The following is a 17,799-nucleotide window of genomic DNA, read 5'->3' on the forward strand; positions in this document are numbered from 1 at the left end:
CGATTGCTGAAAAGATCGAGAACATGTTGGAGACCTCCGCCCGCCTGCTCGAACTGCTGTCACTGCTCCAGCTCAAGCGCGACTGGACGAGCTCCGAGCTCGCCGGCCGCCTCGACGTGAGCACGAGGACGGTGCGCGCCGACATCGGCAAGCTGCGATCGCTCGGCTATCCCGTGAACGCGCGCCCCGGTGTCGCGGGCGGGTACCGGCTGGCCGCCGGGACGGCGATGCCCCCGCTGCTGCTCGACGACGACGAGGCCGTCGCCGTCGCCGTCGGACTGGGCGCGGTCGCCACCCAAAGGCTCGGCGTCGAAGAGACATCGCTCACCGCGCTCGCGAAGCTGGAGCAAGTGCTGCCCTCGCGCCTGCGCCGGCGCGTCGAGGCGGTACGCGAGGCGACGAGCGTCGTTCCAGGGGCTCGACCGCCGCTCGATCTCTCGATTCTCGGTGCGGTCGCCGCCGCGATCCGCGGCCACGAACGGCTCCGGTTCGGATACACCAAGCCCGGAGGCAGCGAAGCGGCCCGCCACACCGAACCGCAACGGCTGGTGAGCTGGGGGTCGCTCTGGTACCTGCTCGCGTGGGACCTCGACCGTGATGACTGGCGGATCTTCCGCGTCGACCGCATGGTTCCGCACACACCGACGGGCGAGCGGTTCCAGCCGCGCGTGGTCTCGGAGGACGAGGTCGTCGAGTACGTCGTCAGGCGCATTAGCAAGGCGGCCTGGAAGTACCGCGCCCGGGTACTCGTGCATGCTCCCGCCGCCAGGGTCGCCGCGAAGATCCGCATCCCGGTCGATATCGAGGTGGTCGACGAGTCCACGTGCCACGTCGAGCTGGGTTCCGACGACCCGGACCGGCTCGCGCTGTGGATGACACAGCTCGACCTCGACATCGAGGTGATCGACGGAGACGAGCTCGCGGCGGCGTTCGATCGCCTCGCGACGAGGTTCCGCCGCGCGGCGGGTGGCGCATCCACGACGTGAATCTCGGCCGTCTGCGCCCCCGCTTGCTCATGTTGGACCGATGGACCTCGACGAAGACGGCCGGTAGGTCGATCCCCAGCGCGTCCGCGGCGCCATACGTGATGTAGAGGTGCGGATGCCTTCGACGGTGTTCTTGCTGGTGGCGGGCAGGTTGAGGGCGCAGGCGATGTCTTCGGGGCGTAGTCCGTCGGGGTGGTCGGCCAGCACAGCCAGAATGTCGCGGTAGGCGGGCGGGAGCGGCGGCCCGGCGGTACCGGCGAGTTCCAGCAGGTGGGTGACCTCTGGCCGTTCCAGTTGGTTGGCGAGCGTCGGCGAGTTCGGCGGTGAGCCGCTCGACACGGGCGCGGGCCGCGTCACGGTCGTCGGCCAGGCGGCGCAGGAGCTGGTCGGGGACCGGCGGCGGCCGGACGGTCACGCGGCCGCACCGGCGGCCCGAGCCTGGGCCGCGGGCGGGGGCAGGGTGTCCCGCCAGTGGGCGGTGGTGCCGGTCAGCCGGCGCGTCATCCCGGTCGGTGGCCGCCCAGTACAGGTGGGACTCGCTGCTGCCGGTGCAGCATGGTGGTGCCGAAGGCCTGCTCGGCCACCCACCGCTTGGGCACCGGCACGCACCCCTTTGGTCCCGGGTTCGGGCCGCACCGTGGTGACAGTGATACCCAGCCTCGCAGTGCCGGGGATCGCGTTCGTCGTTCTCGACCAGGCCACCCGCCCCGCCGTGCCCCCCGCAGGCCGACCGGCTCATCTCAAGATCTGAGAACGCATTCGCCCTGGGCAGGACCTCGACGCCACCACGCTGGTGCGTGCGCTGGGCACCTGGTTCGGCCAACCGGCCTGAGCACCGTATTAACCGTCGTCTCAGGTTCGCTCGGTAGGAAGCAGGCATCAGATCAGCGATGTAATCCGTATGTAGGAGGCCAGTGATGGCAGTCAACGCAGCACCGTCCGGGGAAGCGCCGGCCGGTCGGTTGGCCGGTCGGTGGGTGCCGTGGTTGGTGATCGGCTTCTGGATGGTGCTGGCGGCGTTCATGGTGCCGCTGAGCGGAAAGTTGAGCTCGGTCACCACCGACAGCGCCGCGGACACCCTGCCGGCCAGTGCCGAGTCCACCAAGGTGGCGGTGCTGGAGGACAGTCTCCCCGGCGGTGACGACAACACGTTCGTCTTCGTGTACCACCGCGCCGGCGGCATCACCGACGCCGACCGTGCGACGGTCGAGCGCCACTACAGCACCCTTGCCAAGCGGTACCCGCCGAAGGCGGCGGCCCCGGCCGACAGCGAGGACGAGGGCCCACCGACGAGATCCTCCACCGACGGCAAGGCGATGATGTTCACCCTCCCGGTGAGCACGACCTACGGCGAACCGGAGGCCATCGTCGGCCCGTTGCGTGACGCCGCGAAGGACCGCCCCGCCGGCCTGGAACTCGACGTGACCGGCCCGGCTGCAATCGACGGCGACATGGACGCCGTCTTCGACGGCATCGACCTGCAGGTCTTCCTCACCACCGTCGTCGTCGTCACGCTCCTGCTCATCCTCACCTACCGCAGCCCGGTGTTGTGGTTGATCCCGCTGGTGGTCGTGGGCGCGGCCGCACTGACCGCGATGGCGACCGTCTACCTGCTCGTCAAGGGCTTCGGCATCGTGGTCAACAGCCAGAACTCGGCGCTGCTGACGATCCTGGTATTCGGCGTCGGCACGGACTACGCGCTGTTGCTCATCGCCCGGTACCGGGAGTCACTGCATCACCACGAGAACGTCCGGGTCGCGATGGTCCACGCGCTACGCAGCGCGGCGCCGGCCATCGTCGCGTCCGCGGCCACCGTGGTCGCCGGCCTGCTCTGCCTGCTCGCCGCGGACCTGAACAGCACCAGCGGGTTGGGCCCGATCGGCGCGGCCGGCATCCTGTGCGCGCTGGTGGCCATGCTGACGCTGTTCCCGGCGGTGCTCGTGGTGCTCGGCAGGCGGATCTTCTGGCCGGCCATCCCGCGGTTCAGCACGGCCGTGGAGGAGAAGCCGGGGCTGTGGGGACGGCTTGGCACCGCCATCAACCGCCGCCGGTGGATTGCGACGCTCGGCTCGCTCGGAATCCTCGGCACGCTCGCCATCGGACTGGCGGGCAACACCGGCCCCCTGCGGGAGCAGGACCAGTTCCTGTCCGCGCCGGAGTCGGTCACCGGCTTCACCGTTCTCCGCCAGCACTTCCCAGAGCTCGGCGGCCAGCCGATGACGATCTTGACGCGGCCGGCGCACCAGGAGCGGGTGCTCGACATCGTCAAGGACACTCGCGGTGTGGCCATGGCCATCCCGGAGGAGACCAGCGGTGGCTGGGCCAACATCTCCGCGTTCCCGACGGACGCGCCGGAAACCGCCGCGGAGTACGACACGATCAAACGGGTGCGCACCGCCGTGCACGCGGTGAGCGGGGCGGAGGCGATCGTCGGCGGGCCGAGTGCGGAGAACCTCGACACCGAGATGACCACCAGCCGCGACGAGAAGCTGGTGATCCCGCTGGTGCTCGCCGTCGTCCTGATCGTCCTCGGGCTGCTGCTGCGCGCGATCGTGGCCCCGCTGGTCCTGATGGCCACCGTGATCGTCTCATTCGCCGCAGCCTTCGGCGGCAGCGTGTTCGTCTTCGACACGATCCTCGGGTTCAAGGGCATCGACTATTCGGTGCCGCTGCTGGCATTCCTGTTCCTGGTGGCGCTCGGCGTCGACTACAACATCTTCCTGACCAGCCGGGCCCGGGAGGAGACCGTGCGTCTCGGCACCAGACAGGGCATGCTCAAAGCCCTCTCCGCCACCGGTGGCGTCATCACCTCGGCAGGCGTGGTCCTGGCGGCCACGTTCGCGGTCCTCGCCACACTTCCGCTGGTGATGCTGATCGAGGTCGGGTTCCTGGTCGCCTTCGGCGTCCTGCTCGACGCCCTGCTGGTGCGGTCGGTCCTGGTGCCCGCCCTCACCCTGCTGATCGGCCGGCGGATCTGGTGGCCGAGCCGGCCGTCCCGTCCAGTGGCGGAGCTGCCGGACGGTCAACGGTCGCTCGCCGTCGACGAGGAGCCCACGCTGCAACGGTAAGCGCGGCGGCACGGACGAGATCCGGGACGGGGACCCAGGCCCGTCCCGGATCTTTCCATGGGCCCAACGGCCGCCCTTTGCTCCTGCGCCGTGCGGCCGGGGCTGGGGTCGGCACACCGTGTCCTGCCCCGACAGTGAGCCACGCTGGACCATGCCCGACGGCCACCGCCCTTTGCTCCTGCGCCGTGCGGCCGGGGCCGGGGTCGGCACACCGTGTCCTGCCCCGACAGTGAGCCACGCTGGACCATGCCCGACGGCCACCGCCCTTTGCTCCTGCGCCGTGCGGCCGGGGCCGGGGTCGGCGCATCGCGGTGTCCTGCCCAGAAGGTGAGCCGCGCGGGACCATGCCCGAGGGGCGCCGTCCCTTGTCCTGCGCCGCTCCCCCGGGGCGGGTCAGCGCACTGCGGTGTCCTATCCGGCGGTGGGCCGCGCGACCGGGGCGGGCGGGGCCGCGGCCGGAAGGTCGACCCGAAGCAGCGCGCCACCGCGTGCGGAGCGGGCGACGGTGGCCCGGCCGCCGTGGGCGTCGACGACCCGCTGCACGATCGAGAGCCCCAGACCGGATCCCGGCAACGCCCGTGCGCTGTCGGCGCGGTAGAACCGGTCGAACACCCGCGGCACGTCGGCGGCGTCGATGCCCGGCCCGGCGTCGTCGACCTCGAGCACCGCCGACGCGCCCTCGGCACGGAGCCGGACCTGGACCGGCTGGTCCGCGGGGGACCACTTGCCGGCGTTGTCGATGAGGTTGAGCACCGCCCGCTGGAGCGCGGCGGGACGCCCGCTCACCCACACGGAGGTCACGTCGAGCGCGACCTGGATGTCGGGCACGCGGGAACGCGCCCGGGTCGCGGCGGCCACCACCACGTCGGCGAGGTCGAGCAGCTCGGTGCTCTCGTCGCTGACGTCACCGCGCGCCAGGTCGGTCAGCTCGGCGGCAAGGGTGCTCAACTCGGCCACCTGGGCGCCGAGATCGTTGAGCAGCCGGGTCCGGCTCTCCGCCGGCAGTGCGCTGTCCAGGGTGCCGCGCCGATCGAGCCGGATCAGCAGCTCGACGTTGACGCGCAGGCTGGTGAGCGGGGTCTTGAGCTCGTGGGCGGCGTCCTCGGCGAGCAGCCGTTGGGCCCGCCGGGAGTCCCGGAGCGCGGCGAGCATGTCGTTGATCGACTGGATCAGCCGCCGGATCTCCCCACCGCCCTCGTCCGGGATGTCGGCGTCGAGATCCCGGGTGTGCGCGACACGTACCGCGGCGGCGGTCAGCCGGTCGATCGGCGCCAGCCCGGTCCGCGCCACGGTCCGCCCGACAAGGGCGCCGCCGACCACGCAGAGCAGCCCGATCAGCAGCATGACCAACCCGAACCGGGTGATCGGGCTGTCGTCGTCGGCGACGCGGGCCACCTGGACCGCGCCGTCGCCCACCCGCAGCGTGTAGATGAAGTAGCCGTCGCTGTCGCTCGACTCCACCAGATCGGCCGACGCTCCCTGCGCCACGCGCCCGGCGGGCTCGCTGACCGGGGGCAGCGCGGGTTGGCCGGCCGGCGTCCGGGTCGAGCCGTCGGGCAGGATGACCCGCACCAGCCGACCGGATCCGAGATACGGCGGTAGCTGGACCTGCGCCAGACCGGCGCGCTCCGCGTTCGTCGCCAGGACGCGGGAGTCGGCGCGTAGCTGTTCCTCGGCGGTGTCCTGCAGTTCCCAGTTCAATAGCTCGATGCCCGCCTGGAAGGCCGCGAACACGCTGACCGCGATGGCCGTCGCCGCGATCACCGTCAGCCTGGTCCGCAGGGACCGCCGGCGCCACCATCGGGTCGGCCGGCGCGGTTCCCGGCCGGCGCGCCTGCTCACGGAGGAGTCTCCCGCAACGTGTATCCCAGGCCGCGCAGCGTGTAGATCAATCGCGGCTCACCCTCGGCCTCCATCTTGCGGCGCAGGTAGCTCACGTATACCTGGAGGTTGTTGGCGGTGGCGCTCATGTCGAAGCCCCAGACCGCCTCGAACAGCGCGTCGCGGGTCAAGACCCGGGTCGCGTTGCGCAGGAGGACCTGCAGGAGGGAGAACTCGGTCCGGGTCAGGCGCAGCGGCCGCCCGCCCCGCCACGCCTCGAACCTGTCGGGATCGAGCCGGACGTCGGCGAACGACAGGATCTGCGACTCCTCGTCGGGCGGCGTGCGCCGGCGCAGCAGGGCCCGCACCCGGGCCAGCAACTCCTCGGTGGCGAACGGCTTGGGCAGGTAGTCGTCGGCGCCCGCGTCCAGCCCCGCGACCCGGTCGGAGACCTGGTCACGGGCGGTCAGCATCAGCACCGGCAGATCCCGACCCGCGGCCCGCAACCGCCGGCAGGTCTCCAACCCGCCGAGGCGGGGCATCATCACGTCGAGGATCAGCAGATCCAGCGTGTCACCGCCGGCCCCACCGACCCCGTCGAGCACGGCGAGACCGTTGGCGACGGTGCTGGTCTCGTAACCCTCGACCTGGAGCACCCGCTCCAGCGACTCACGGATCGCCCTCTCATCATCCGCGATCATGATCCGCACGCCGGCCCGCCCCCTTCCAGTCGATACTTTGCCGCTCATTGTCCCCGACCAACCTGAGACCAGCATTAGCGCGTCGCTCGGGGCCGCGCTCTTACGGATACCTAATACTGCAACGGCCCTGGGGCTTGCTCTTGGTCGGCGCGGCGGGCTTGGTCGGTGGACGTCGATGCCGGTGAGTGGGCGGCCAGGCTGGGTGTCCGGGTGGGGCGAGGTGATGATCGCCCGAGCGATCGCCGCCGGGGTCCCGTTTCTCGTGCCTATGGCCAGGCGAAATACCTGCAGTGGTGGCTGGAGCGGCTGAATGTGTTCCACGTGCTGGCCGCGCGAGGGTCACCCGGCGGCGGCCACCGCGCGGCGTAGAGCCACCAGGGAGCGCTGAGGCGGATGAACGAGGTGCCAGTGGCCACGTGAACGACCACCACCGTGCCGAGTCATCAGACCAGTGAACGTATGCGGTCAATGCACCAGGGGCTTGGACTGCGGGGGATCTGGTGTGAACGTGTCGCTTCGATCACGTTCGGACGTGGGCCGGGTCGCGTCCGCACAAGGGGATGCTCATGCTGATGACGGAGCCTACGGCTCACATCACGTTGTCGGTTACCGAAGGAGAAGCGGACTGCTTCCTGCGTCTGTGGGTGCGGAGCGCCATTGCCAGGACGACCGCGAGAGCGAAGGCTCCGGCGATCCAGCGGACGCCGAGGGCGTCGAGCCATGTGGTGACCTGCCCCTGAATGTCAGTGACGGTACCAACGACCGGGTCGTCGGCGGAGGCTCCGGCGTTGAGGCGCAACTCGTACCAGCCGTAGTAGCCGACATAGACGCCTGCCAGGAGCAGGAACACCCCGCTGGCTCGCGAGACGTGGGGAAGGACCGCTCGGGTCTTTCGGACGGCGGCTTCCTGGGCAAGGGCGACCAGGAGGGCCAGCAGTCCGACGACCAGGCCCATTCCGACACCGTACGCGACGAACGCGGCCAGCCCGTCCAGCAGATCGCCGCTCCCGGAGACCAGCCCGGTGACGGCGAGGAACGGCGCGATGGTGCACGACAGGGAGGCGACCGCATAGGAAGCGCCATATCCGTAGAGGGCGACGAACGAGCCGGTCGGCCCGCCGACGTTCAGGCGCGGAAGCCGCAGCAGCAGTTCCCGCCCGGACGCCAGCCAGACGCCGAGCACGATCAGGAGCCCGCCGGTCACGACGGTGACCCACGGCAGGTGCCGTTGGATCGGAGCGGTCGCGATGCTGATCACCAGGCCGAAGATTCCGAAGACGGTGATGAAGCCCAACGTCATGGCCGCCGTCAACCGCAACGCCCGCGCCGCACCACCGGGCCCGGAAACCAGCAGGGCCAGGAACGAAGGCAACATCGCGAAGCCGCACGGATTGAAAGCCGCGACCAACCCGGCGGCCAACGCGAGTGCGAGGTCGTCCATTTACAGGGCGTGCTTGTCGATGAGGGAGGACAGCTTGGCCTCGTCCAATGGACCCACCGCCGAGTGGCTGCCACCCTCGGGGTTCACGATCAGATAAGAGGACTGCGAGGTGACCTTGAAGTGCTTGTAGAGGGCACCGGTCCGGTCGTCCAGCTGGACGATCCCGGACGTGCCGGTGCGCGAAACGAACCTTTCCATCGCCGCTTTGTCCTTGTCGAGCCCGGCGACGCCCACGAAGGCGACCTTGTCGCCGTACTTCTGAGCGGCCTTGGCGACCGCGGGCCCCTCGGCCTGGCATTTGGGGCACCACGGCGCCCAGAACCAGAGCACTACCGGCCTGCCTGCCAAGCTCTTGCCGTCGAACGCCGTTCCATCGAGCTTGGCTCCCTGGAACCTCAGCAACGCGGGTGCTTCCTTGACGGGCGCCTTGCTCGACGCCGCGCTCGTCGGTGCTGAAACCGTCGCCGACGACGCGGCGACACCCGGCTCAGCGGTCTCACCACCGCATGCGGTCAGCACGATTGCCAGCGTGGAGAGGGACAGACTGAACATCTTCATGCCGTCACGGTAGATCTGCTCTGTCCACGCCGACCCTTACATGTCGATGACGTCACCGCCCGGACCGAACCAAACGCCCACCCCAACCTTTGTGCCCGCCGAAAATTGCGTCCGTGCAGGTGAATCGGGCAGGGAGTGGGCTCTGGGGCGGGGCTTGGTGGCGGTCAGCGGCGGCGATGTTGGTTTAGCCGATGCTCCAGGCGGCGAGTTCTTCGGGTTGGGCCTGGTGCGCGGCGAGGCTGGTGACACGCGGTGACGTGACCGAACCGGGCGACGCCCGCGCGGCGGTATTCAAGATCTCCGCGCGGGCGGGGACGGTCGGGTCAGGCGCGGACGCGCCGCGTGAACCCAACGGCCGGGGCACGAATCCCCCCGGGGCGACGGCCGCCGCTCGACCAGCGGCCCGTGTCGCGTTCAGTGGACGCTGATGCCGCCCGCCGTCGACTCCCGTACCACCAGGTCGATGCGATGGCGCTCGGCGGTTTCCCGTGCCGGGCCGCCGGCGAGATGTCGGAGCAGGGCCTCCGCGCAGTGGCCGCCGAGGTCTCGTGGGTGCTGGTCCAGCGCGGTGATCGACGGCTGGACGAACTCGAACGGGGTGCTGTCGACGCACGCCGCGACCAGCAGGTCGTGGCCGACGCGCAGGCCCCGCTCCCGCGCGGCGTCGAGCACGCCGAGGGCGGCGCCGTCGGGCGCGCTGACGATCGCGTCCGGGCGAGGCGACTTTGTGAGCAGTTCCCGTGTCACCTGCCACACCTTCGACCGGGTGGCGTTGAAGGCCGTGTCGGACAGTTGCGGGACGATTCCGCGCGCTTCGCACCAGCCGAGGTAGGCCGAGTGCAGGGTCCGGCCCCACGAGGAGTTGTCGCCCGGCGCGATCAGGGCGGGCATGGTCGCTCCCTGGGCGACGAGGTGGTCGAGCAGCTCGACGAGCGCGGCCTGGTGATCGCCTTCGACGACGCCCACGGGGGGCGGCCCGTCCCCGAGGTACCGTTCACTGGTCACCACCGGCTTGCCGGAGGCCATCAGCGCCGCCACGTCGAGATCGTCGACGAGCGGGTCGACGACGATGAGCCCGTCGACGTAATCGCTCACCAGTGCCGCGGGCATGTCCGAGGCCTCGAGCAGCGTGACCGCGAAGTGGTCGGCGCGCGCGCGTTCCGCGGCTCCGAGGACGAAGCGCATGTAGAACTCCATGCCCGCCACCTGGCCGGGCAGGGAGATCCCGAGCACGCCGAGCCGCCCGCGCCGGAGGTTGCGCGCCGCAGGGTTGGCGGTGTAGCCCAGGGTCTCGGCGACCATGACGACCTTCTCACGTGTGTCGTCAGAGATTCGTCCGCTGCCGCCCAACGCGGCCGACGCCGTCGTACGTGATACGCCGGCCGCGCGGGCGACATCGAGGAGGGTCACCGTACGCGTCTTGGGCACGTTTTCACGATAACCGACCCAGGATCAGGCGATCACGAGGCGTCCGGCCGGGCGGCGTCGTACACGAATTCGCCTCCCACCATCGTCATGAGAACCTTGGTGTTCGTGATGTCCGCCGGCGGGATGTGGGGCAGCCTGCGGTCGATCACGATCAGGTCGGCGAACTTTCCCTTCTCGATCGAGCCGGTGGTCTTCTCCTGGCCGAGGTCGTAGGCCGCGTTGATGGTGACCGCCTTGATCACGTCTTGGACCGACAGGCCGGGATCGGTGCCGAGCCGTCCCATCTCGTAGTAGGGGTCGGTCGGCCTGGTCATCCGGGTGATGCCGACCTGCAAGGCGAACCATTCGTCGAGCGGGTCCACCGGCCAGTCGCTGCCGTAGGCGACCCGCGCTCCGGCCCGCCGCAGGCTGCCCATCGGCTCGACCCGGTTGAAGCGCTCGGGCCCCAGATAGTCCTTGAGAGCGTCGATCATGTTCGGACCGGGCTTGGCCCATTGGAACGACATGACCGGGGTGACGTCGAACTCCTTGAAGCGTCCGAAATCCGCCGGGTCGACGTTCTCGGCATGGCCGATCGACAGGCGCGGCGGCTTGCCCCGGACCTTCCGGCGGACGTGCTGGAACGCGTCCAGCGTCTCGCGCACGGTCCGGTCGCCGATGGCGTGAACGTGCGAGCCGATGCCCTCCTGCGCCAGCCTCAGCGTCAGGGCCTTGAGCGCCGGGAGCTTGATGAACGGTTCGCCGGTATGGGTGCCGGGCTCCCAGTGGGGATCCTCGGGCGTGCCGGTGTTGACCCAGTACGGTTCCAGCATCGCGGCCGTCTGTGATGGGTACTGCTCGACGCCGTCTCCGAAGATCTTGACGTTGTTGATCCGAAGGCCCGGCGCGACCGTGGTCCCGGAGTCGTATTCGTCACGCAGCGCCAGCACGCGCCGAGCCGCCTCGCCCGGGTCCGCCACGTCGTCGTCGCCCATCCGGGGCGAGGCGAAGATACGGGCGGTGAGGTCTCCTTCCTGGCGAACCGCCTCGAAGGAGGCCAGCGACGCTTCGGTGGTCGCCGCCTCGCGGGCACTGGTGACGCCCTGGGCCCTCATCGCCTTCAACGCGGCCCGGACGGCGGTCGGGCCGTCCGGCTCCAGCGGAGGCGGCGCGGTCGGACCCGCCTTGATGCCGTCACGGGCGCCGTCGGCCAGGAATCCCGTGGGGTTGCCCTGCTCGTCCCGCTCGATCCGGCCGTCGGGTGGATCGGGCGTGGCCGCGGTGATGTTCGCCAACTCCAGCGCCCGCGAGTTCACCAGGCTCGTGTGGCCGTCGCGGTTGTTCACGATGATGGGCCGCCTGGTGTTGAGCGCGTCGAGCATGGACTTGTCCACCTTGACGCCGTCGGGGAGCATCGACTCGTAGTACCAGCCGGTGACGCGCAACAGCCCGTCCGGCTCCTCGCGTTCCGCGGTCTCGTCCAAGCACTCCTGGATCTTGGCCTGGGTCTGCGCGACGGTCAGCGAAGCCTGCTGCAGATCGCATCCGGCCAGGGCCCGGCCGGCGCTCAATGGGTGCATGTGCGCGTCCTGGAGACCGGGCATCAGCATCTTGCCCTGGAGGTCGATGACCTTGGTGCGGGAACCGATGAACCGCTTGACCGCATGGTCGCTGCCGACAAAGAGGATCTTTCCGGCCTGTACGGCGACCGCCTGGGCGATCGTCTCTCTGGCATCGACGGTATAGACGTAGCCGTTCGTGAACACCGTGTCGGCCTTCTTCGCCTTCGCGGCGGCCGGCTGTGGCACCACCGCGACCGCGACGGACGCCAGACCCATGCCCAGCACCGCTCGGCGGTCCGTCGAGCAGCCTCGTCTGAACACACGGACCATTTGTTTCTCCTCTCAGGCATGCGGGTGAAGAGCCCGCACCTGGGGTGGCGACCGCCCGGCTAGGGCGTGTCGGCGAGCGTCCCGTAGGCGTCGGGACGCCGAGTGGACAGGAACGGGAAGAGTTCGAGCCAGTCCCGGCGCTGGTCGAGGTCGAGGTCGGCGACGAGCACGGCCGGCTCGTCGCGCGGCGCCCGGACCAGGACGCGCCCGTACGGATCGGAGATGAACGAGCTGCCGTAGAAGGTCAGCGGCGGCTCCGCGCCTATGCGGTTGACCGCGACCATGAACATGCCGTTGGCGATGCCGCTCCCGGTGATCACCTGCTGCCAGAGCGGCTGGGTGTCGAAGTCGGGATGGCCTGGCTCCGAGCCGATCGCCGTCGGGAAGACCAGCACATCGGCATCGGCGATCGAGTACGCACGGGCGACTTCCGGGAACCATTGGTCCCAGCAGGTCGGGAAGCCGAGGCGCGCGTCGTCCAGTGGCAGTACAGGGAAGGCACCGCTCCCCGCCGGCCCGGGCAGGAAGTAATGGTCTTCGTGATAGCCCCTGGTCACGGGGATGTGCAGCTTGCGGGTGCGGCACACTACCGAACCGTCGGCAGCGACGACGATCGCCGTGTTGTAACCGCGTTTCTCTCCGTCCACGCGCTCGAAAAGCGACGCGTGGACGTGGATCCCGAAGCGTTCGGCCTGCTCGGCGGCAAAGCGGTACGTCGGTCCCGTGATCAGGTCCTCCGGGACCACCTCGCCGGACGTGAGGCCGTCAGGGGTGCTGGCGAAATAGGGCGACAGTGTCAGTTCCTGCAGGCAGACCAGGCGTGCGCCATGCTCGGCGGCGATGCGCACGCCTTCGGACAGGGCGCGCCGGTTTTCTGCGGGGTCGGGGTGGAACCGCTGCTGAACCACCCCGACGCGCAGCGGCGCGCGCTCGGGGTCGCGCGTACGCGCGGGCGACGCCGGGGGCTCGAACGCGGTCAGTACACGCATCTACCTGTGGCTCCTGTTCAGGTGCTCGATGTGGGGTTCTCCGGTGGCGGCGTTCAGTGCCGTGGCAGCAGGGCTTCGTCGCGGACCATCGCCTCCTCCCGCGTCCGGTCCAGGTTGCGGGTGAGCAGCCAGTACAGGCCACCGGCGACCGGCAGGCCGACGAAGATCGAATAGTCGACGCCGCCGAGCTGCTTGGCGAGGAAGCCGGTGAACGGCGTCGTGACCATGAACGGGACCATCAAAGCGATCGCGACGAGATACGCGGTGATGCCCTGCGAACCCCAGCGGCCGTAGATCCCGTTCGGGTTGAAGATCTCCCCGATCACGTACTTGCCGCGCCGGACGAAGAAGAAGTCGACGAGGTTGACGGCGGTCCAGGGCGTGAAGAGATAGGCCAGGAACACCAGCGCGTTGCCGTAGAACTCGTTGAACCTGTCGATCCCCACGGACTGCGCGAGGCCGAAGACCACCAGCGACATCAGCGCGATCGACCCGGCGCGGGCCCGCTTGGTCGGCTTGAGCGCCCAGAACGAATCGGCCATCGAGAGCATCGTCAGGCTGCCGCCGTACTGGTTGACCGCCATGATCGCCACCAGCCCGACGAGCATCAACAGCACGAGGACCGCGCCGAAGCCCGCGAACAGCGAGTCGCCGGTGCGTCGGATCGCGGTCACGGGATCGGCGCCGGGCACGGCGGCCGACACGATCGAACCGAGCACGAACACCCAGATCCCGGAGATCGCGCTGGGCAGGTAGGTCCACCAGAGAGTCGAGCGGACGCCCACACCGGCCGGCAGATAACGCGAGTAGTCGGACACATACGGCGCCCAGCCGAGCTGGAAGCCCGCGACGATCACGAACACCGACATGAACGGCGCGAGCTCGAACGGACCCGGAGTGAACGAGGGCAGCCTGTCGCTGGTCAAGGCCGCGTACGTGCACAGCACCAGCAGGACCAGCATCGGCCACATCAGCCAGCGGTACACGCGGTGGATCCAGTGATAGCCGCAGAACGCCAGCACCGCTGCGAGCAACGCGGCGATCAGGTACCCCAGGCTCTTCGACATCCCACTGAGCGAATTCGCCGAAGCCCCCGAGAGCAGCGCGTCCGAGGTGTTGTACGCGACATAGTTCACCAGCACGAACACCCAGACGGTCAGCGCCGCACCGACATAGCCGAACTGCGGGCGGGATTGCACCAACTGCGGCAGTCCGAGCTGCGGGCCCTGCGCGGAGTGGAACGCCATGAAGAAGGTGCCGAAGAGTGAACCGAAGACCGTGGCGACGACCGTCCAGAACAGCGATGCACCGATCGACAGCGTGGCGAAGCCGGTCGCCAGGCCCGTGAGGTTGACGCTCGCGCCGAACCAGACCGTGCCCAGATGCCACGCCTTGCCGGTCCGCTCCTCGTTCGGAATGAAGTCGATCGACCGCGCCTCCGCTCCCAGCGGCGGTGAGCCGCCGCCGCTGGCGGGCGCCTGCGAGTGGACTGTCCCGGTCATGGGCTGTCCTCTTTCCTCGTCCCCTCGCCCGGCTTTTCATGCGGAATCGATTCCGCAATGAAGCTGGACGCATGCTGGAGCCCGAAGCGTAAGCTGTGCGGGATCGATCCCGCAATACCCTTGCCGCGCAGACCTGCGGGAACCCCGATCCCGAGGGATGACCCGCCGCCTAACCCCCCGGGGGTTACCCTCGCCAGGCAGGCCGGGACGCCACGCTTCGGTCGCCGCTGCACCAGATGACGCGCGGATTCTGCGCCGGGAACGTCTTGATCAGGTCGAATCCACGCTTGTCACGGACACGAGCGAGGGTGATGACCCCGACCACGCACTGGAACGGGCTATCCAGAACGCTGGCGCCCGATCGGTCGTCGGCCCCATACGCCGCGGACGCAGGCCGATGCCTGACGCCGAATTCCCCGGCGCCGCGCTGCGCACGCAAGACCCGCCGCGCGCGCCTCACCAGCCGCGTTCTTGACGGCCAGCAACGTCTTGTTGGCCGCCTCCCCTTCCAGCTTGGCCTCGAAAAGACCCTCGGCGACCGCAGTACGCCCGTCCGCGGAGACCTCACCGTCCTCAAGCGGATCACCGACCCCGACCACACCGTCCACCCGACCGGTCGCTTCCAGCGTCGACGCGACAGACTCCCGCAGCCCGCTCGCGGCCAGAGAACGGCCCAACGGCGCCTGGAACACGATCTGCCCAGGCGTGCCGGCAGGCTCCGGCCAGTGCCGCTCCAGCTTGGTCAACGCCGCTTCGGCCGTGAACCGGGAATGGAGTCACTGTCCTGCAACGTGCCCCCGAGCAGAACACCCAGACCGGCCACCACACCCAGGACGAGCAGCCACCCGACCAGCGCCGTCACCCACCGTCTTGCACTGAAACCACCCAACTTGACCAGGAGCGTCGCCATGCCCGTGCTCTTCACCAGAGAGGAAGAGTGCTCCGCCAGCAACATCACGCCCGGACCGGCGTGAACGTGCCGACTCAGTCGCACTGGGGCGGTGACCTGGGACCGCGGCAAGAAGCTGGGCCCCAGGTCAGACCGGCACCGGTGCTACGAGACGGTGATCCCATGGACCGGATACGGAGTCGTCCGGCCCCCGCCCAGGCGGCCTATGGTGAATTCAGTTCGCAAGCCTGACCAGCGTCTTGCCGGTCGTCTTTCCAGTGAGCATGGCCAGGAGCGCTTCGGGTGCGTTCTCGAGGCCGTCGAAAGTGGTCTCGTCCCAAACCAAACGGCCACTGCCGACCAACGGTCCCATCGTCTCGATGAACTCCTTGCGGACCGCCTCGTGGTCGTACACCAGAAATCCCTGGAGGCGGAGACGCTTCGAGAGGATCATGGTCATGTTGCGCGGTCCCGGTGGCACGGTCGTGAGGTTGTAGGCGGAACTGGCTCCGCAGAGCGCGAACCTCGCGTGGAGGTTCGCCGCGCCGATCGCGGCCTCCAGATGCTCACCGCCCACGTTGTCGAAGTACACGTCGAGCCCGTCCGGCGCCGCCTCGGCCACCTGGTCCTTGAGGCTCCCCTCGTGGTAGTCGAACGCGGCGTCGAAGCCGAACCGTTCGGTCAGCAGGGCGACCTTCGCGGCCGAGCCCGCACTGCCGACCACCCGCGCGGCGCCACCGATCTTGGCGAGTTGGCCGGCTATCTGGCCGACCGCTCCCGCGGCACCCGAGACCCACACCGCGTCCCCGGCGCGAAACTCCGCCACCTTGTACAAGCCCAAGTAGGCGGTCATGCCGGGCATCCCGAGAACACCGAGATAGGCGCCCAGCGGCGCCTCGTCGGCCGACACCTTCTCGGCGGAGCCGGCGTCGATGAGCGCGTATTCACGCCACCCGGCCGAATGCAGGACGATGTCGCCCTCACTCAAGTCCGCGACCTGCGACGCGACGACCTCACCGATCGCATCGCCCTCAAGGGGCTCGTCGATCGCGTACGGCGCCACGTAGGACTTCGCCGCGTTCATGCGCCCTCGCATGTACGGATCCACGCTCATGATCAGATTGCGGACCACGATCTGCCCGTCGCCGGGGTCGCGCACCTCGGTCTCGGCGATCCGGAAGTTCGTCGGGTCCGGCCAGCCGTGTGGACGGGAAACCAGTTCGATCTGACGTGACTTGAAGCTCATGTGTGGAGTCCTCTCGATACAGAACAGCGCTTCAGAAGGCTGTCGACGGCGGTCCGGTGGTGCCGAGCTCACGGGCTCCGGAGCCCGAGCGTCGCGAATGCGGCAGACGCCAGCTCGGCGGCAAAGCGTGGGTACTTGCACAGGTGCGGGATCCGCACGCAGTCGTCGATGATCGTCTTGGCGATGTTGACCAGCACGGCTACCTGTGCCTCGGGGACCTCGGGCCGCGAAATCGACATCCATCGCTGCCATTCGCCGATGTAGTCGGCTCGGATCCGGTCGAAGCGTTCACTGACAGGTTCCGGCAGATAGAGACGCTCGGTCATCGAGACCGCCAGAAGGTCGGTCGCTTCGAGCGCGACGCGGATGTAGCCCTCGACCAGAGCGGTGAGTACGGACTCGTCGGATCGCGAGGTGTGCATCGCCCGCGCCATCTCCAGCGCCTGCCATTCGTGGAGACGCGTGACCGCGGCGATCAGGATGTCGGCCTTGTTGTCGAAATACCGGTACAGCGCCGGGCCGACGATGCCGATCTCGCTTCCGATGTCATCGATGCTGACCCCGGCGTATCCATGGCGCCGGAAGGCATTCGCCGCCGAAGCGATCAGCTGTTCACGGCGTGAACCGGGCGTCCTGGCGACGCCCTCGGCGCCGGATCCGGCGACCGGATCCACCGTCGGCTCGGCGAGAACCCGTTCGCTCGCGGCGATCAGTTCCCGGGTGAGGCGTTGGCGCGAGAGTGCGTACTCATAGTGGGCATGGCTGGACAGGATGCTCATCAGGACCCAGCTCCTGATATCGGAGGCCGCGTCGTCGAGATCGGGGTACTCGGACTTGATCAGCAGCAATTCGAACTGCCTCGCGATCAGCCGCGTCTGGGAGCGCACGCGGCGATAGTCATCGGCGCCCAGATGACGGGCCTCGCGCTGCCACAGCAGTGACAGCCGGCGACCTTCCAGCGCGGCCTCGGCGAGGGCGCTGAGGCTGCCGCCGAGGTCGCGTTTCTCGTTGGGCCTCGTCGTGAGCTCGGACAGCGTCTCGAGCATTCGCTGCTGGTCCTCGAGCACGACGTGGGCCAGCAGCGCCTGTTTGTTTTCATAGTGACGGTAAAGAGCGCGTGCGGTGATTCCGCTCGCCTCGGCGATGTCTTCCATTCGGACCGAATGGAAACCCCGGGCGCTGAAAAGCTCGCCCGCGTTCTTGGCGATCTGGAGTCGTCGGTCACGGGGGCGTGCTTTGGACGACCCTGCGATTTCTTTGTCCATTGCTGGAGTCTCCTCTTTGGCGGTCCAATAATCA

General features: G+C 69.0%; 15 protein-coding genes. 2 read left to right on the forward strand and 13 right to left on the reverse strand.

Going from position 1 to position 17,799, the window contains the following annotated elements; genetic code table 11:
• Positions 1-23: 23 nt before the first annotated feature.
• Complete coding sequence (locus K8Z49_RS23820; protein ID WP_412521153.1) at positions 24-986, forward strand: helix-turn-helix transcriptional regulator; 963 nt, start codon at positions 24-26, stop codon at positions 984-986.
• A gap of 27 nt (positions 987-1,013) precedes the next feature.
• Here K8Z49_RS23820 and K8Z49_RS23825 read toward each other — a convergent pair whose 3' ends face one another.
• Positions 1,014-1,343 carry a hypothetical protein gene (locus tag K8Z49_RS23825; RefSeq protein WP_412515229.1) on the reverse strand — a complete coding sequence of 110 codons (330 nt, stop codon included), beginning with the start codon at positions 1,341-1,343 and terminating at the stop codon, positions 1,014-1,016.
• A 620-nt stretch (positions 1,344-1,963) separates the two neighbouring features.
• On the opposite strand from K8Z49_RS23825, the gene K8Z49_RS23830 reads away from it, so the two are divergent.
• Positions 1,964-4,054: an MMPL family transporter gene (locus K8Z49_RS23830; RefSeq protein WP_412515230.1), complete on the forward strand. Its 2,091-nt coding sequence runs from the start codon at positions 1,964-1,966 to the stop codon at positions 4,052-4,054.
• A 411-nt stretch (positions 4,055-4,465) separates the two neighbouring features.
• Here the strand turns inward: K8Z49_RS23830 and K8Z49_RS23835 are convergent, their stop codons facing one another.
• The 12 genes from K8Z49_RS23835 to K8Z49_RS23890 form a co-directional block, all read right to left on the reverse strand.
• Positions 4,466-5,896, reverse strand: coding sequence for an ATP-binding protein (locus K8Z49_RS23835; protein WP_412515231.1), 1,431 nt, complete (start codon positions 5,894-5,896; stop codon positions 4,466-4,468).
• A complete protein-coding gene (locus tag K8Z49_RS23840) occupies positions 5,893-6,585 on the reverse strand; it encodes a response regulator transcription factor (protein WP_021591347.1) in 693 nt (230 codons plus the stop codon). The genes K8Z49_RS23835 and K8Z49_RS23840 overlap by 4 nt, the downstream gene beginning before the upstream one ends.
• 580 nt (positions 6,586-7,165) lie before the next feature.
• The gene (locus tag K8Z49_RS23845) at positions 7,166-8,017 is read right to left on the reverse strand and encodes a cytochrome c biogenesis CcdA family protein (protein ID WP_412515232.1); all 852 of its coding nucleotides are present in this window, start codon (positions 8,015-8,017) and stop codon (positions 7,166-7,168) included.
• Positions 8,018-8,575, reverse strand: coding sequence for a TlpA family protein disulfide reductase (locus K8Z49_RS23850; protein ID WP_075021522.1), 558 nt, complete (start codon positions 8,573-8,575; stop codon positions 8,018-8,020).
• 414 nt (positions 8,576-8,989) lie between these two features.
• Positions 8,990-10,003 carry a LacI family DNA-binding transcriptional regulator gene (locus tag K8Z49_RS23855; RefSeq protein ID WP_412515233.1) on the reverse strand — a complete coding sequence of 338 codons (1,014 nt, stop codon included), beginning with the start codon at positions 10,001-10,003 and terminating at the stop codon, positions 8,990-8,992.
• 32 nt (positions 10,004-10,035) lie between these two features.
• Complete coding sequence (locus K8Z49_RS23860; protein WP_412515234.1) at positions 10,036-11,874, reverse strand: amidohydrolase; 1,839 nt, start codon at positions 11,872-11,874, stop codon at positions 10,036-10,038.
• 59 nt (positions 11,875-11,933) lie between these two features.
• Positions 11,934-12,863 carry a nitrilase-related carbon-nitrogen hydrolase gene (locus K8Z49_RS23865; RefSeq protein ID WP_412515235.1) on the reverse strand — a complete coding sequence of 310 codons (930 nt, stop codon included), beginning with the start codon at positions 12,861-12,863 and terminating at the stop codon, positions 11,934-11,936.
• Positions 12,864-12,916: 53 nt separating this feature from the next.
• Complete coding sequence (locus tag K8Z49_RS23870) at positions 12,917-14,365, reverse strand: purine-cytosine permease family protein (RefSeq protein WP_412515236.1); 1,449 nt, start codon at positions 14,363-14,365, stop codon at positions 12,917-12,919.
• A gap of 338 nt (positions 14,366-14,703) precedes the next feature.
• Positions 14,704-15,111 (reverse strand): hypothetical protein, encoded by a 408-nt coding sequence (locus K8Z49_RS23875; protein ID WP_412515237.1) that lies wholly within the window; start codon positions 15,109-15,111, stop codon positions 14,704-14,706.
• Positions 15,108-15,275: a hypothetical protein gene (locus K8Z49_RS23880; protein WP_412515238.1), complete on the reverse strand. Its 168-nt coding sequence runs from the start codon at positions 15,273-15,275 to the stop codon at positions 15,108-15,110. Before K8Z49_RS23880 ends, K8Z49_RS23875 begins: the two co-directional genes overlap by 4 nt.
• A gap of 214 nt (positions 15,276-15,489) precedes the next feature.
• Positions 15,490-16,500 carry an NADP-dependent oxidoreductase gene (locus K8Z49_RS23885; protein ID WP_412515239.1) on the reverse strand — a complete coding sequence of 337 codons (1,011 nt, stop codon included), beginning with the start codon at positions 16,498-16,500 and terminating at the stop codon, positions 15,490-15,492.
• A 68-nt stretch (positions 16,501-16,568) separates the two neighbouring features.
• The gene (locus tag K8Z49_RS23890; RefSeq protein WP_412515240.1) at positions 16,569-17,765 is read right to left on the reverse strand and encodes a TetR/AcrR family transcriptional regulator; all 1,197 of its coding nucleotides are present in this window, start codon (positions 17,763-17,765) and stop codon (positions 16,569-16,571) included.
• Positions 17,766-17,799: the final 34 nt, after the last annotated feature.

It is taken from the genome of Actinomadura madurae (genome assembly GCF_047130825.1).
GTDB classification, from domain to species: domain Bacteria; phylum Actinomycetota; class Actinomycetes; order Streptosporangiales; family Streptosporangiaceae; genus Spirillospora; species Spirillospora madurae.

Coding starts and splice junctions, on each gene's coding strand:
- K8Z49_RS23820 (WP_412521153.1), top strand. CDS start 24: ATGTTGGAGACCTCCGCCCGCCTGCTCGAACTGCTGTCACTGCTCCAG.
- K8Z49_RS23845 (WP_412515232.1), bottom strand. CDS start 8,017: ATGGACGACCTCGCACTCGCGTTGGCCGCCGGGTTGGTCGCGGCTTTC.
- K8Z49_RS23850 (WP_075021522.1), bottom strand. CDS start 8,575: ATGAAGATGTTCAGTCTGTCCCTCTCCACGCTGGCAATCGTGCTGACC.
- K8Z49_RS23860 (WP_412515234.1), bottom strand. CDS start 11,874: ATGGTCCGTGTGTTCAGACGAGGCTGCTCGACGGACCGCCGAGCGGTG.
- K8Z49_RS23865 (WP_412515235.1), bottom strand. CDS start 12,863: ATGCGTGTACTGACCGCGTTCGAGCCCCCGGCGTCGCCCGCGCGTACG.
- K8Z49_RS23870 (WP_412515236.1), bottom strand. CDS start 14,365: ATGACCGGGACAGTCCACTCGCAGGCGCCCGCCAGCGGCGGCGGCTCA.
- K8Z49_RS23880 (WP_412515238.1), bottom strand. CDS start 15,275: ATGGCGACGCTCCTGGTCAAGTTGGGTGGTTTCAGTGCAAGACGGTGG.
- K8Z49_RS23885 (WP_412515239.1), bottom strand. CDS start 16,500: ATGAGCTTCAAGTCACGTCAGATCGAACTGGTTTCCCGTCCACACGGC.
- K8Z49_RS23890 (WP_412515240.1), bottom strand. CDS start 17,765: ATGGACAAAGAAATCGCAGGGTCGTCCAAAGCACGCCCCCGTGACCGA.